The organism is Neobacillus jeddahensis (assembly GCF_000612625.1).
Classification (GTDB): domain Bacteria; phylum Bacillota; class Bacilli; order Bacillales; family Cytobacillaceae; genus Neobacillus; species Neobacillus jeddahensis.
Window position 1 is genome coordinate 1 of record NZ_CCAS010000037.1, and the last position, 14,699, is coordinate 14,699.

14 protein-coding genes and 1 pseudogene are annotated in these 14,699 nt (G+C 38.1%); 9 read left to right on the forward strand and 6 right to left on the reverse strand.

Annotated elements, in window-relative coordinates; all coding sequences use genetic code 11:
- Nucleotides 1–534: pseudogene (locus TY15_RS15325) on the reverse strand (transposase); the annotation flags it as partial.
- Between the two features lie 405 nt (nt 535–939).
- Here TY15_RS15325 and TY15_RS15330 point away from each other — a divergent pair.
- Nucleotides 940–2,580 carry a long-chain-fatty-acid--CoA ligase gene (locus TY15_RS15330; protein WP_040204615.1) on the forward strand — a complete coding sequence of 547 codons (1,641 nt, stop codon included), beginning with the start codon at nt 940–942 and terminating at the stop codon, nt 2,578–2,580.
- A gap of 79 nt (nt 2,581–2,659) precedes the next feature.
- Here TY15_RS15330 and TY15_RS15335 read toward each other — a convergent pair whose 3' ends face one another.
- The gene (locus TY15_RS15335) at nt 2,660–3,463 is read right to left on the reverse strand and encodes an alpha/beta fold hydrolase (protein ID WP_040204616.1); all 804 of its coding nucleotides are present in this window, start codon (nt 3,461–3,463) and stop codon (nt 2,660–2,662) included.
- A 379-nt stretch (nt 3,464–3,842) separates the two neighbouring features.
- Here TY15_RS15335 and TY15_RS15340 point away from each other — a divergent pair, with 379 nt between their 5' ends.
- From TY15_RS15340 to TY15_RS15365, 6 genes are all read left to right on the forward strand, one after another.
- The gene (locus TY15_RS15340; protein WP_040204617.1) at nt 3,843–5,474 is read left to right on the forward strand and encodes a long-chain-fatty-acid--CoA ligase; all 1,632 of its coding nucleotides are present in this window, start codon (nt 3,843–3,845) and stop codon (nt 5,472–5,474) included.
- An 18-nt stretch (nt 5,475–5,492) separates the two neighbouring features.
- Nucleotides 5,493–6,272, forward strand: a complete 780-nt coding sequence (locus tag TY15_RS15345; protein ID WP_040204618.1) for an SDR family oxidoreductase — start codon at nt 5,493–5,495, stop codon at nt 6,270–6,272.
- A gap of 107 nt (nt 6,273–6,379) precedes the next feature.
- A complete protein-coding gene (locus tag TY15_RS15350) occupies nt 6,380–6,859 on the forward strand; it encodes a hypothetical protein (protein WP_040204620.1) in 480 nt (159 codons plus the stop codon).
- Nucleotides 6,843–7,469: a hypothetical protein gene (locus TY15_RS15355; RefSeq protein ID WP_040204621.1), complete on the forward strand. Its 627-nt coding sequence runs from the start codon at nt 6,843–6,845 to the stop codon at nt 7,467–7,469. Before TY15_RS15350 ends, TY15_RS15355 begins: the two co-directional genes overlap by 17 nt.
- Before the next feature lie 13 nt (nt 7,470–7,482).
- Entirely contained in the window at nt 7,483–8,055 is a 573-nt protein-coding gene (locus tag TY15_RS15360) for a poly(R)-hydroxyalkanoic acid synthase subunit PhaR (protein WP_040204622.1), read from the forward strand.
- A 21-nt stretch (nt 8,056–8,076) separates the two neighbouring features.
- On the forward strand, nt 8,077–9,144 hold the full coding sequence (locus tag TY15_RS15365) for an alpha/beta fold hydrolase (RefSeq protein ID WP_040204623.1): 1,068 nt from the start codon (nt 8,077–8,079) through the stop codon (nt 9,142–9,144).
- Nucleotides 9,145–9,225: 81 nt separating this feature from the next.
- Here TY15_RS15365 and TY15_RS15370 read toward each other — a convergent pair whose 3' ends face one another.
- The gene (locus TY15_RS15370) at nt 9,226–10,005 is read right to left on the reverse strand and encodes an alpha/beta fold hydrolase (protein WP_040204624.1); all 780 of its coding nucleotides are present in this window, start codon (nt 10,003–10,005) and stop codon (nt 9,226–9,228) included.
- Nucleotides 10,006–10,274: 269 nt separating this feature from the next.
- Between TY15_RS15370 and TY15_RS15375 the strand changes: the two genes are divergently transcribed.
- Together TY15_RS15375 and TY15_RS15380 are read left to right on the forward strand one after the other, a co-directional pair.
- Nucleotides 10,275–11,411: a sensor histidine kinase gene (locus tag TY15_RS15375; RefSeq protein WP_040204626.1), complete on the forward strand. Its 1,137-nt coding sequence runs from the start codon at nt 10,275–10,277 to the stop codon at nt 11,409–11,411.
- Complete coding sequence (locus tag TY15_RS15380; protein WP_040204627.1) at nt 11,408–12,007, forward strand: response regulator transcription factor; 600 nt, start codon at nt 11,408–11,410, stop codon at nt 12,005–12,007. The genes TY15_RS15375 and TY15_RS15380 overlap by 4 nt, the downstream gene beginning before the upstream one ends.
- A 145-nt stretch (nt 12,008–12,152) precedes the next feature.
- Here the strand turns inward: TY15_RS15380 and TY15_RS15385 are convergent, their stop codons facing one another.
- From TY15_RS15385 to TY15_RS15395, 3 genes are read right to left on the reverse strand one after another with little or no spacing between them, the layout of a single operon-like run.
- Nucleotides 12,153–12,506 carry a DUF1516 family protein gene (locus TY15_RS15385; RefSeq protein ID WP_040204628.1) on the reverse strand — a complete coding sequence of 118 codons (354 nt, stop codon included), beginning with the start codon at nt 12,504–12,506 and terminating at the stop codon, nt 12,153–12,155.
- Nucleotides 12,507–12,523: 17 nt separating this feature from the next.
- Nucleotides 12,524–13,216 carry a response regulator transcription factor gene (locus TY15_RS15390; RefSeq protein ID WP_040204630.1) on the reverse strand — a complete coding sequence of 231 codons (693 nt, stop codon included), beginning with the start codon at nt 13,214–13,216 and terminating at the stop codon, nt 12,524–12,526.
- The gene (locus tag TY15_RS15395) at nt 13,213–14,685 is read right to left on the reverse strand and encodes a sensor histidine kinase (protein WP_040204632.1); all 1,473 of its coding nucleotides are present in this window, start codon (nt 14,683–14,685) and stop codon (nt 13,213–13,215) included. The genes TY15_RS15390 and TY15_RS15395 overlap by 4 nt, the downstream gene beginning before the upstream one ends.
- Nucleotides 14,686–14,699 lie beyond the last annotated feature (14 nt).

Below are 14,699 nucleotides of genomic sequence, written 5' to 3' on the forward strand. Positions count from 1 at the left end.
ATAAGTCCAAATTGCCATTTTCTTCAAATTCATGGCAGCAAACGTAAGCATCGCCTGCATAGACAATTTTTTGAGACCTCGTAAGGTTGTCCATTGCATACCATGCTTTTCTTTCGCATCTGCAAAGACACGTTCAACCGTCTCTTTGCGTTTCGCATATATCTGTTTGATTTCATCGTGATGACGTAGATGTTCTGTCTCTTCTAAGTAAGCTTCCCAAATATGATGTTGTATAAGCTTTTGATGGTTTTTGCTTTCCGTACATTGCGATAGAAATGGACATACTGCACAAATCGCTGAATTTGATTTATATTGCCGATATCCTTCCTTCGTTGTGGTGGTGTACTTTAAGATCTGCCCTTGCGGGCAGAGATAACAATCATAATACTCATCATACACATAATCATTCTTTTGGAAGAAACCATCTTTTGTTTTTGGACGAGTATAAGGAAGGACAGGTAACATTTGATTTTCTAATAGAAAGTTCGTGATCGCTGGTGTTTTATAAGCTGCATCAGCAGCGACTCCAGCGGGAAAAGCGGGAAAGTCGAGACCCTGGACTGAGCGTAGCGAGGGAAGCGGCTCGGCCCCGCCCGCGGAAAGCGTCCACCCTTCGTTCCAATCAACCTACACTATTTACTTATTTCTATTCTAAAAGAAAAGCGAGCAACAGGTAAGTACGTGTTGCTCGCTTTTCTTTGTCAAATAAATTTCATAATTTTTAGTTAAGATTTTGTGAACATCCGATTGGAGATAGACATGTTTCGACTGCATTCTATTTCCATTTTAATGTGGATAGCTATTAAAATGGAAATCACCTTATTTTCAATCAGAAATCCGTGGATTATTGTGGAATACTGTCGAGATTCGTTCGTTTACAAAAATCCCCTCCCTTACAATAATTTAGTGTGTAAGCTATTTTCTGGAGGAGGAATATTGATGACCTATCAAGAAAAGCCATGGTTGAAGCTTTATGATCCGAGGATTGATGAGAATGTAAGTGTCAAGCACGAGTCTCTTTATGATTTTTTAGAAAGTGCAGTAACTCGTTTTGGTGATAAACCAGCCTTCACTTTTTATGACAAAGCGATTAGCTACAATGAAACCCAAATAATGGTCGATCGATTGGCAGCAGCATTACATAGAGAAGGGTTCAAAAAAGGTGATCGAGTAGCCATTATGCTTCCAAACTGTCCGCAATATATGTTCACCTTGTTTGCTATTTTTCGTTTAGGCGGGATTGCTGTTCAAGTAAATCCGATGTATGTAGAACGAGAAATAAGCTTTGTTTTAGAAGATTCAGGAGCTAAATATATGGTGGCCTTGAATGCCTTCTATCCAAAAGTAAAAAAGGTTCAATCTGATACTTCCTTGAAGAAGGTGATTGTCGTTAGCTTTAGTGGGGATAGGACAGATCTGGCCGAAGATGATTGTTATTTAGAAGCGTTCCTACAGGCAGATGGGATGATTCCGGAAGTTGCGATTGACCCACATGAGGATGTTGCTGTATTGCAATATACAGGCGGAACCACTGGGGTACCAAAAGGTGTTATGCTTACCCATTATAATCTTTTAGCTAACTTTAATCAGGTATGTGATTTTATTTACAATACCTGTGAGAAAATACCTGAATCTTTTAAGATGATTACGGTTTTGCCAATGTTCCATGTATATGGTCTCTCGAGCGTCGCCCTGTGCGGCATTAGAGAAGGGGCAAATCAGATAATCTTACCGCGTTTTGATGTAAAAGAAGTCATAGCCACGATTAAGCGTGAGAAGCCGTTTATTTTTGCTGGTGTTCCAACCATGTACTTTGCATTAAATAGTCAACCTGATCTATTAAAGGAATGTGAATTGGAAGAATTATGGTACGTTGGAAGTGGTGGGGCGCCACTGCCAGTTGAACAAGCGAAAACCTTTGAAAAAATGACCAAGACGGTTTTACGAGATGGGTATGGACTGTCTGAAGCAGCCCCTACGGTAGCCTTTAATCCTCCATTTATAGAAAGAAAATATGGTAGTATTGGTATTCCCGTGCAGAGTACAGTGATTAGAATTGTACGTGAAAACGAAGAGGGAGTCTATGTTGATGTTCCTATAGGGGAATCCGGGGAACTAATTGTAAAGGGCCCTCAGGTTATGAAAGGATATTGGAACCGTCCAAAAGATACAGCCGAGGTGTTAAAGGATGGTTGGCTTTTTACAGGTGATATTGCCAAAATGGATGAGGGTGGCTATTTTTATATTCTTGATCGAAAAAAAGATATGATTATCGCAAGTGGTTACAATGTGTATCCACGTGAAGTAGAAGAAGTCCTCTATCAGCTCGAAGGAGTAGAAGAAGCTATAGTCATTGGAGTACAGGATGCTTACCGTGGAGAAACCGTTAAAGCGTTCATTAAACTAATGGATGGATATACATTAACAAGTCAAAATATAATGCAATTTGCAAAAGATAATCTTGCCCCATATAAAGCACCAAAAGAAGTAGAAATCCTAACAGAGCTGCCAAAATCATCAGTTGGGAAATTACTTAGAAGAGTACTTCGCGATGAAGAACTAGCCAAGGTTAAATCTTAAAAAGGAAATGGTTCCATTTAAAATAGAATAGGTTAATAGGAAAATGCCCGTCTTGTCTAGGTCGGGCATTTTTTACCTATTATTGCTTCTTAAGAAATTCTAGAACTCTCTTATTCACAAAATCATTGGCTTCCGTTACATAGATATGACCTGCCCCTTCAATCGTCAAAAATTCAGCATTTGGAATTTTCTCTGCAAGGGTTATACCATTTTCATAGGGAACAAGGCGGTCGCTATCTCCGTGGATGACTAAGGTTGGTATTTGGATTTGGTCAATCTCATTATAGCAGTCATGCGCAAGGCAGGCTTGAAGCTGAAGCATATAGGCGTAAGGCTGGATGGGCAATTCTATTCGTTTTTGGATATCCTCCGCAACCAGATCGTGATGCTTTTCAATAAAAGCTTGGCTATAAAGAATAGGCGCGGTCGCCCAAGCCATTTCTTCCGGTGTGGCAGTTGAAGATCCTCTTGAAAGCATGAGCATGGATACGTCAGCACCGGGTTGTACATGATTGACCCCGCCAGAGGTCGTACAGCCTAGGATTAAGGATTTAATTCTTTGAGGATGTTTAATGGCTAGCTTTTGGGCAATCATTCCACCCATGGAAATGCCATATACATGGGCCGATTCTACCCCAACAGCATCCAAAACGCTTCGCGCATCCTCAGCCATAAGCTCAATAGAATAAGGAGTATTTGGCTTGCTGCTAAGTCCAACACCGCGATTATCAAAAATGATTACTTGATAATCTTTACTCAGAGCTGGTACAGTTCTAAACCAAGACTTTGAGTTAAGTGACAACCCCATTATGAGTAGTAATGGTTCTCCTTCACCATGAACTTCATAATACAGGTCAATTCCATTTGATTTTGTTATAGGCAAAAAATCAACTCCTTAATAATTTGGTAACATTAAATTATATGATAGTTTCTACTATCAAAGAACAGGGGGTTGGAACTGATAAAAAACAAAAATATTTCGACATTATCTGCTTAATCGTTCGACAATGAGAACGAAGTATAGGAGACAATCCCAATTGGATGGACGTTTTAATGGCTGATATTTATCCGTATATTAATTTTAATTGGATTATTGTGGAATTTTGTCGATAAGGAAGGGTTTACAAAACGGCATTTTACTACAATAATCATAATTATATTAATATTCTAATTAGCGAAAGAAACCACACCTGAGAATGGCAGCTGTTATTAAGGGAATATTTGCTAACTAACTTTAGAATCCTGAGGAGGCAGCGAGTTTTATGGTTTATCAGCAAAAGCCGTGGTTGAAAATTTATGATCCTAGAATTGATGAGCATGTAAGTATTGAACACGATTCCCTGTATGATTTTTTGCAAGGAGCAGTTAACCGTTATAATGACAAGCCTGCATTAACATTCTATGGAAATGTGTGGAGTTTCAATGATACAAAGGTGGTTACAGATAAATTCGCAGCAGGACTACATAATGAGGATTTTCAAAAGGGAGATCGGCTAGCAATCATGCTGCCAAATTCTCCACACTATATTTTTGCCTTATTCGGCATTTTTAGGTTAGGTGGAATTGCTGTTCAGGTTAATCCGATGTACGTGGAGAGAGAAATAGAACATGTATTAAATGATTCAGGATCAGAATATATCGTTGTTCTTGATACGCTGTATCCAAAAGTAAAATCAGTCCAAGCGAATACTTCAGTGAAGAAGATCATTGTCGTAAGCTTCGGTGGTAAGAGAGTGCCCCTTGCTGACGGAGACCAATACTTCGATGAATTCCTTCATGCAAATGAACAACTTCCAGTGGTGGAAATTGACCGTCATGAAGATGTTGCATTACTGCAGTATACAGGTGGAACGACGGGCCTATCTAAAGGCGTTATGTTAACACACAATAATCTATTAGCAAACTTTAATCAGGTGTGTGAGTTCGCCTATAAGACATGTGAGAAACCAAATGATTTTAAAATGATAACCGTCTTGCCGATGTTCCATGTATATGGACTATCCAGTACCGCTCTTTGCGGGATTCGTGAAGGGGCCAATCAAATTATCTTACCGCGATTTGATCCAAAAGAAGTAATGGAAACGGTGAAACGTGAGAAGCCATTCCAAATGTCGGGTGTTCCCACAATGTATTTTGCATTAAACAGTCAACAAGGGTTGGAAGAGAGCGGTTTTGATCAACTTTATTATATTAGCTGTGGTGGTGCGCCGTTGCCAGTCGAAACAGCAAAATTGTTTGAAAAGCGGACTGGTGCCAAATTACTTGATGGGTACGGCCTTTCCGAGTCGGCCCCAACTGCCATATTTAGCCCTCCATTTGTACCACGGAAATATGGAAGTGTTGGAATTCCGGTTCAGAGTACAACCGCCAAAATAGTAATCGAAACAGCAGAGGGATATGTTGATGTACCAGTCGGTGAAACAGGTGAACTAGTCATCAAAGGTCCTCAAATAATGAAAGGGTATTGGAACCGTCCAAAGGATACTGAAAGTGTATTAAAAGATGGTTGGTTATTTACTGGTGATATCGCTAAAATGGATGAGGATGGCTATTTTTATATCGTCGATCGTAAAAAAGATATGATTATTGCAAGCGGATACAACGTGTATCCTAGTGAAATTGAAGAAGTCCTCTATCAGTTAGAGGCAGTTGAAGAGGCACTTGTCGTTGGAGTTCCTGATTCTTACCGTGGTGAAACAGTAAAAGCATATGTCAAATTAAAAGCAGGATATACCATCACAGACGAGGAAATCAAACAGTATGGAAAGAAAAACTTGGCCCCATATAAAGCGCCTAAAGAAGTAGAAATCTTACCGGAACTGCCTAAATCGTCTGTGGGGAAATTATTAAGAAGAGTGTTAAGAGATCAGGAGAAATCAAAAGTTCAAGCTTAATAGAAAGAAGGTGTATTGATGGATATTCAAGCGTTATTTAGTTTAAAAGGGAAAACTGCCATTGTGACAGGGGGAGGACGTGGGCTAGGACAGCAAATTGCCACTGCCTATGCTGAAGCTGGAGCAAATATAGTCGTTTGCTCACGAAATCTGGATGCCTGCAAACAATATACAGAAGCACTTCAAGCAAAAGGAGTAAGTGCTTTAGCGTTAAAATGCGATGTTTCCAACCCTGATGATATCCAGCACGTGGTTGACGAAACGCTAAAAGAATTTGGAAGAATTGATATTTTGGTAAATAATAGCGGAACGAGTTGGGGAGCTCCAGCCTTAGATATGCCTGCAGACAAATGGGATAAGGTAATGGACATTAATCTTAAATCTGTATTCTTATTTTCTCAGATAGTCGGAAAGATTATGGTTAAGCAAAAGTCTGGAAAGATCATTAATATTGCTTCAATAGCTGGGATTGGTGGACAGGATCCCCTAGTAATGGATGCGATTGGTTATTCTACGAGTAAGGGGGCAGTGATTACGTTTACGAAAGATTTAGCCGTAAAATTAGCTCCATATAATGTCCATGTAAATGCAATAGCCCCAGGATTCTTCCCAACAAAAATGGCTAAGGCAATCTTGGATTATTCAGGTGAAAAGATTCTCGAAAGAACACCAGCAGGTCGTTTTGGTTCAGATGATGACATGAAAGGACCAGCATTGTTTTTAGCATCTGATGCTTCTAACTATGTATATGGGCATATATTGGTAGTTGATGGTGGTTCCACAGCAACAGTGCAATAAAATATTTTATCATTGTAATAGATTCTTTTCATAAAAGGATTGACTTAAAGACTAGTATTTATTAAGTTAATATAAACATACTAACCGGTTAGTGAAGAGGACAGAAAATGAATTCTAAGTGCGAGGATTCATTTTTAGACTTCAAGAAAATTGAAGCAGAAATGAATAAGAAAATCCATGAATACACCAATACTCGGGGCTTTACACTAGCTTTTGGTAAAGCCCTAGAGGTACATCTTAAGCAGGTTAAGCTTCACAGAAGATTAACAAAAAGATGGTTAAATCATTTGGAGCTTGTGAATAAGGATGAAATAGCAGCCCTTTCCAACAGAATGGTGGATTTGGTAGAAAAAATTGACTTGTTGGATGAAACGATTTATCACATCCTGCAAATGCAGAAAAGAAATAAAGCTCAGCTGAAAATGGTTCGAGAATCCAATGAGGAATGGTTCACTTTTTTAAAAAGCGAAGTAAGGGAAACGCGTAACAATAAAATAACTACATTAGAAAAAGAACTTCTGGAGTTAAGGCTGTTATTTATAGACGAAGTTGATAAGGAGGATATTGATTATGACGGAGAAAAATGAAAAAGACCTAGACCGTGAAAAACAGGAATCTGAGGGTGGAGTGGAAAAGAATCTTTCTAGCTTAGACCTTTTATGGAAACTTGGATTTGATGAGTTAGATACATGGGCAGACCGTTTTAACAAACAGGATACCCGTTTCTTGGAAGCTGTAAAGAACTACGTCGAAATGGTTAAACAAAATCAAGAGAATGTCATTACGATCGCTGCCCAATTTACGGCAGAACTAAAGGACTGGGAAAAAGCAGCCCGTGAAGAATTATTGGTGACAACCACATCATTGCAGCAATTTTTCCCAGTGAAGTCTTATGAAGAAATAAATCAAGTAGTGGAAGACATTCAGGACAAAACAGCTCAATTATTATTGACCCCTGTTCAAGCTCTCACAACGGGGCAATTCCAAGCCTTAGATAAGTACTTAGAGACAGTGGAACAATATCTTGCCTATAGGAAAAGTGGCAGAGAAAAATATATCGAAAGTGTTAAGAAAACCACTAATGTTCTATATGAAAATCAAAAAATATTCGTTAACTTATTTGCTAAGCAAGTGAAAACAGCGATGTTTCCGTTTCAGAAATATATGAAAAGCGTAGCGGAAGTAACAAAATCATAACGAGGTGAATGTAGTGGCAGATCAAAAAGCATATGATCCATATGAGTCCCTTCATAAATTTAGTTTACTTTGGGAGAAACAAATTAATGATTTACTTTTTCTTTGGACGAACAATAAAGAATTTGTCAAAATGGCAAATTTAAGAACAGATTTCCAATCTCGTTATGTTGAGTCATTTAAAAAAAATCAAGAGGCATTTGTAAGCTTGCTAAATTTACCTACAAAAAATGATGTGACCAATGTAGCTAACCTAACACTTCAAGCGGAAGAAAAAATGGAAGCACTTGAGGAGCAAATATGGGATTTACAGGATGCTGTTAAGTCTCAGAATAAAGAGATTGAAAGTGTTGTTGAAGTATCTAAGGAAATCATTAAGCTTACCAAGCAATTAAAAACTGAGTTAATCAAAACGAAAAAAGAACTTGCAGATACAAAGGATGTACATGCTGAACTTCAAGAAATGAAATTTGAACTAATGAAGTTATCAAATTTCCAAGCAGAATTTGAAACGATAAAAGGCCTTATTAAAGATGAGAAGGTAAAAGAACCCGTGCTATCTGGAGCTGGTACAGGAGCAGGAAATTAATAGAAGGGAGTGGAAAACATAGTGGCGGCAGATTCACTTTTAAAGGAATTCATCCCAAGTTTGGATTATGAGAAGGAAGCAAAGCGATGGACACAGCTGCTTAAGGCTTTTAGTGAACCTGAGCCGAAGGTCGGTCACACTCCAAGAAATGAAGTGTGGAGAAAAAATAAATCTGTTTTATGGCATTATCCCGCAAAACAGAAAAAATATCAGATTCCATTATTTTTTGTCTATTCATTATTTAATAAGCCTTATATTTTAGATATTGCGCCAAAGACAAGTGTCATTGAAGGACTAACAAACATGGGCTATGAAGTGTATTTATTAGATTGGGGTTCTCCCGGGTATGAAGACAAAAAAATCGGGCTTGATACGTATATCGAAAAATATTTACGTACGGCCGTAAAGCGTGCGATTCGTCATGCCGGGGTGGAAGAAATTACTCTCATTGGTTATTGCTTAGGTGGCACGATTGCTTCTATTTATACAGCGATTGCAGATGAGCCAATCAAAAATTTAATCGTAGCGACCGTTCCGATTGATTTTCAACCATTTATTGGTCCCGATCAATGGGCTGAAGGGCTGCGCAATGGCGATATAAACATTGATCGATTAATTGATACGTATGGTGTTATTCCGCCAAAATTAGTTGAGGGAATGTTTAGAGCAATTGGAGCACCAATTTATTTTACAAACTATACAATGCTGTTAAGTCGAGCGCATGATCAGCGTTATGTTGATAAATGGCGCAGGATGAATAAATGGACACTAGATCAAGTTCCGTTTGCTGGTGAAGCATATCGACAATTAGCCAATGATCTCTTTAAAGAGAACAAGCTTGTTAAAGGTGAATTAATGATTGGAAATAAGCAGGTTGACTTGAAAAATATTACCGCTAATCTATATGTCATTTCCGGGTCAAGAGACAATTTAATTTTAGAAGACCAAAGTAAGCCAATGGTTGAGTTAACCTCAAGTGAGGATAAGACCTATATTTCAGTTGAAGCTGGCCATGTAGGATTAGCGCTCTCCGGTCTATTTGCTAAAATTGTGGATCAGTGGGCTTCCACACGTTCGAACCCGCTTTAACATTATGGTGTAATAAAAGTCGGTACAAGTAAATATAATTAGTGTGGGCAATTAGAAAGAGGAAGAATGTATCCTTCCTCTTTAGCTTGCATTTTTGTGTTTATTTAAAAAGGTCCGAAGTACATCATTGAAGGCATCTTTTGCCTCAAGTTTTGCGATATGGCCTGTATTTCTAAAGATAACAAACTCTGAGTGTGGTATTTGCTTATGCATCAATAATTGAACCCAAACAGGGATGACAGAGTCATATTGGCCGCCGATAATTAAGGTTGGAATTTTTATCCTAGGAAGCAATGTTAAATTATTTACTTTTAGGCATGCTTCCATTGCCTTGAAATAGAATTCACTATTAGGCTTGTAGAATTGATAAAAATGATCGAAATTTTCTTTTGACCAAGAATACAGGCAAATCTTAGCAGCGGTTTCTCTCAATACATCAGGGGATTTATTTTCTGCACGTGCCTGTCGGAATTTTAAAAAAAGCTTTCCAAGTTTTTTCGGTGCAAAATGGAAGGTACTAACAAGCATTAAGGATCGGCACATTTCAGGTGCCTGACGATAAATTTCTTGAGCGACCATCCCGCCCATTGAAAGTCCACAAATGTGTGCGCTTTCAATTTTGAGGCTTTTTAAAAGACTAATCACATCAATAGCAAAGTTCTTAATGGAAATCTCTCCAGGCGATTGATACTCACCATGACCACGCAAGTCAGGAATAATTAAGTCATATTGATCAGCAAATTCAAACTGGTTTGACCATCCCTCCTTGACCTCCCCTAACCCATGAATAAAAACCAAAGGTTCACCAACGCCAAAACGCAAATAGGGAATTTTGGAGCAAAGATTAATAAATTCTCCCACTTTTTATTCCTCCTAATGTTTTTATATCCATATGTTGCCAAGATTTGAACGGTGTAAACATTTATAAAATTCTGACTAATTAATTATATAATTACCATGCTAATTTTAGTACGATTCATATATGTAAAATACATATATAAGATTGTTCGCGAAACAGGTGTAAGAATTTGAAGATAATAGCAAAAATAAGGATATAATAGGAGAAAATGAAGGCACTGTAAGGTAAGATAGAAGAATAATGTATTTTATTAGAAAATGAGGTTTCACACATGATAAAAAGGTATATGACCTTCGAAAAAAATAATAGTATTGCCCCGTATCTATGGACCATCCTGTGTATATTACCTTTTTACTTTATTTTTCAATCTCCATCTACAATTGAAATCGTAGTGGGAATCTTACTTACCTTGGTGTTTTTCATCCTCTACCGGATTGCTTTTATTTCAAAAGGTTGGCCTGTCTATCTGTGGACATTGATATTAATTGGGATTTCCATTACGGCTAGCAGTCTGTTCAGCTATGTTTATTTTGCTTTTTTCCTTGCTTATTTTATCGGTAATATTAAAGAACGAGTTGCCTTTCTCACCCTGTACTTTATTCATTTAATTAGTACTTCTGCTTCGATAAATTATAACATCGTCATGCACGAAAAATTATTTCTACATCAACTGCCGTTCGTTATCATTGCTTGGATCAGTGTAATTCTTCTCCCGTTTAATATTCACAATCGTAAGGAGAGGGGGCAGCTTGAAGAAAAGCTAGAGGACGCCAATAAAAGAATTTCCGAACTGATCAAAATGGAAGAACGGAATCGGATTGCTCGTGACCTTCATGATACGCTTGGACAAAAGCTGTCGCTCATTGGCTTGAAGTCAGATTTGGCTCGTAAATTAGTTTCTAAAGATCCAAATCAGGCTCGAGAGGAATTGCTGGATGTGCAGCAAACGGCACGGACTGCCTTAAGTGAAGTTCGAAAAATGGTCTCTTCGATGCGTGGGATTCGCTTAAAGGATGAAATTTGTCGAGTGAAGCAAATTCTTAAGGCTGCGCAAATAAGCTTTGATGGGAGGGGAGAATTTACTCTCTCCAATGTGTCACTGCTAACGGAGAATATTTTAAGTATGTGTTTAAAAGAGGCTGTAAACAATGTGGTCAAACACAGTGAAGCCAAGAATTGTTGCATTTCGATTGAACAGTCTTGGAAAGATACCATCCTAACCATTCGTGATGATGGAAGTTTCAAGAATGATAAAGAAATGTTAACCGATGGTCATGGACTTAATGGAATGAAAGAGCGGTTGGAATTTATTAATGGAAGTATCGAACTCTTGACAAACGATGGAACAACTTTAATGATAAAAGTACCAAATGATGTTAAGCCAGTGGAAAAGGAGGAGCGAAATTGATTAAGATCGTGATTGCGGAAGACCAACAGATGCTGCTCGGGGCCTTTGGTTCCTTACTCAATTTGGAAGATGATATGGAAGTAGTCGGTAAGGCATCGAATGGTGAAGAGGCTGTAACACTTGTAAAAAAATTCCGACCGGATATCTGCATTATGGATATTGAAATGCCTGGAAAGAGTGGGTTGGAGGCAGCAGAAGAGCTTAAAGGGGTTGGCTGTAAGGTGATCATCTTAACCACCTTTGCCAGGACAGGTTACTTCCAACGAGCTCTAAAGGCAGGTGTGAGCGGCTATTTGTTAAAGGATAGTCCAAGTGAAGAGCTAGCCAATTCCATTCGAAATGTGATGTCAGGAAGACGGATTTATGCACCAGAATTAATGGATGATGTATATGGTGAAGAAAATCCATTGACAGACAGAGAAAAAGAAGTACTAGAGCTCGTCGCAGATGGGAAAAATACAAAAGAAATTGCCGAAAAGCTTAGCATTAAAACCGGCACTGTCCGCAACTATATCTCCATTATTCTTGACAAACTTGAAGTGAAAAACCGAATTGAAGCAATCACCCAATCAAAAGAAAAGGGATGGTTTAAATAAAGAGTGTATAAGTGGTGTCAGGCACCGCTTATACACTCTTTTTTTAGCCGATAGGAAAGTATAACTTTCCTATCAGGCCTAAGGGCAACTACGCCTCTGTCTTCTCCCTTAGGGGCTCGCCGATCGGCGAGTTTTCTTTAGGCTGTTATTTAAGTAAGTCAATTCCTTGTGGAAGTGTGAAGCCCATGGCAAGAAGAATAACAAGGACAATAGAAAAAGTAATCCACAGTACATCCGTAGCTTTACCTTTTTGTTTTCTGACGATGACCATTTCAAATAGACCAATCATCACAATGCCCATAATGGCTTTTAAATAATAGGACATCGGGATCGAATAGGCGGACATGAAGAGCATAAATCCAGTTGCAATGATGAGCAGATAGGAGGAACGTAATACCATATGCCACACTTTAATAGTTTTCCCTTGTTTTTGGCGAATTACGATGAAGATTAATAATAGTAAAGATAAAACTAACGATGTTAAATGTGCATGTGTCATGTGAAATAAACTCCTTGTTAAGTTGATTTAAACCGATAACCTGCCCCCCAAACCGTTTCGATATATTCAGGATTTGAAGGGTCATGTTCAATTTTTTCTCTTATTTTACGAATATGTACGGTTACTGTAGAGATATCACCGGAACTATCGTAGCCCCAAATTCTCTCGAATAAATGTTCCTTACTAAAAACTTGGTTTGGATTCATGGCTAAGAAGGTAAGGACATCAAACTCCTTGTTCGTCACGATAACCTCTTGGTTATTAACCAAGACACGTCTGTCTGTACGATCAATGGATAAACCGCGAATATCGATTGGTAAGGTTTCGGGCTTTTGCTTCGTCGATAGTCTCTCAAATCTTGCCAAGTGGGCTTTTACCCGTGCAACCATTTCATTTGGACTAAATGGCTTTACCAAATAATCATCAGCGCCAAGTCCGAGGCCTCTAATTTTATCAATCTCTTCTTTTTTTGCGGTAACCATGATGATGGGGATCTCCTTAATATTTCTTACTTTCCTGCAAATCTCGAATCCATCAATATTCGGAAGCATTACATCGAGTAGTATTAAATCGTAATCTTGGGTTATGGCCACCTGCAGTCCTTGGTCACCAGTTAGCACAATATCTGTCTCAAAGCCATTTATTTCTAAGTAATCGCGTTCAAGCTCTGCGATGCTCTTTTCATCTTCAATGATTAACACTTTCTTCATGATGAAGTCACCTCTGGACAAATAGTGTGTGGCAACGTAATGGTTATTTTTGTACCTGCAGATAATTTATTCTCAACTTGAATGGTTCCTTGATGTTCTTCGACAATCATCCTTGCTATCGATAATCCCAGTCCACTGCCGCCAGTTAGTTTATTCCTCGATTGTTCCGCTCGATAGAACTGATTAAATATAAAAGGAAGGGAATCCTCAGGGATACCGGGACCATTATCAGAGATGATAAGCTCAACCTTTTCAATGGTAGACGTTAGGCTTATTTCTAACTTTTTTACATCTTTATCCATATACTTCAAACTATTATCGACAATATTACTAAGGACTCGCTTTATTTTTTCCCGGTCGGTTTGGACTAGATAATCACCTTCAGGTTGAATTTGAAAATGGATGTTAACATTCATTTTCTTAAGATCAAAGCTAAGTTCTTCAATATAATCTTCTAAGTAATTTTTCAAATCTACTACTTCAAAGTGAAAGGGAGCCTTCCGTAAATCTAGCTTTGAAAATAAAAATAATTCATCAATTAAATGATCGAGATCGACTGCTTTTGTATAGATTGTTTGAATGTATTTAGCCCGTTTATCAGGAGTATCTGCTACCCCATCACGAATACCCTCAATATAGCCTTTAATCGATGTAATCGGTGTTTTTAAATCATGTGAAATGTGAGCAATCAATTCTTTGCGATTTTCTTCATATTGCTTTTGTATCTCAAACGATTCCTTTAATTGGAGTCTCATCGCTTCAAAGTCTTCTGTTAGTTGCCCAATTTCATCTCGACGAATGGCTTGAATGGAATGCTCTAAATTTCCATTTTTAATCGAACGTGCAGCAATCTTTAAACGGTTAATCGGTTTGATCATACTTTTTGACATAAAATAGGTGAGAAGTCCGTTTGTAACAATCAAAATAAGCAGGCAGAGACCGAATAAGATTGGAAAGAAGGTTTTAACAAACTTATTCCAGGGGCTGGCATCACGCATCAAAAAGAGAGATAGTTTACTTCCGTCTTTTAAATAAAAATCATACTGTTTAATCGCGAACGTTTGTGTACCAATCTGTTCTAAATTCCGCATACTTGATGTTTCACCAAATGGAGGTAAATCAACGGCTTTCACTTTCCTTAAAATAGGGGATGAATAAAAAATCTCCTTATTATCACGTACGATCAATCCACTCTTAATTTCTCGTAAGTCTTTTTCAATTGAATGTAAGTATTCCTTGCTCATCAACTCAGTAGGGTTCATGACTGTTTTTTCTTTAAGCTTAAAAAATAAGATTGAATCCTTCTGGACCGTTTTGTGGTAGCTATGACTTTCGGGCAGTAAATAAGCTAACTCTCGAATATCCCCAAGAAACACAACCATTAAGATTCCAGATGCAATACAAAATAAGACAATCGGGACAACAATCATGGCAATATTTGAAAGGAGGAGCCTGAGTTTGATAGACATGGAATCACACTCAC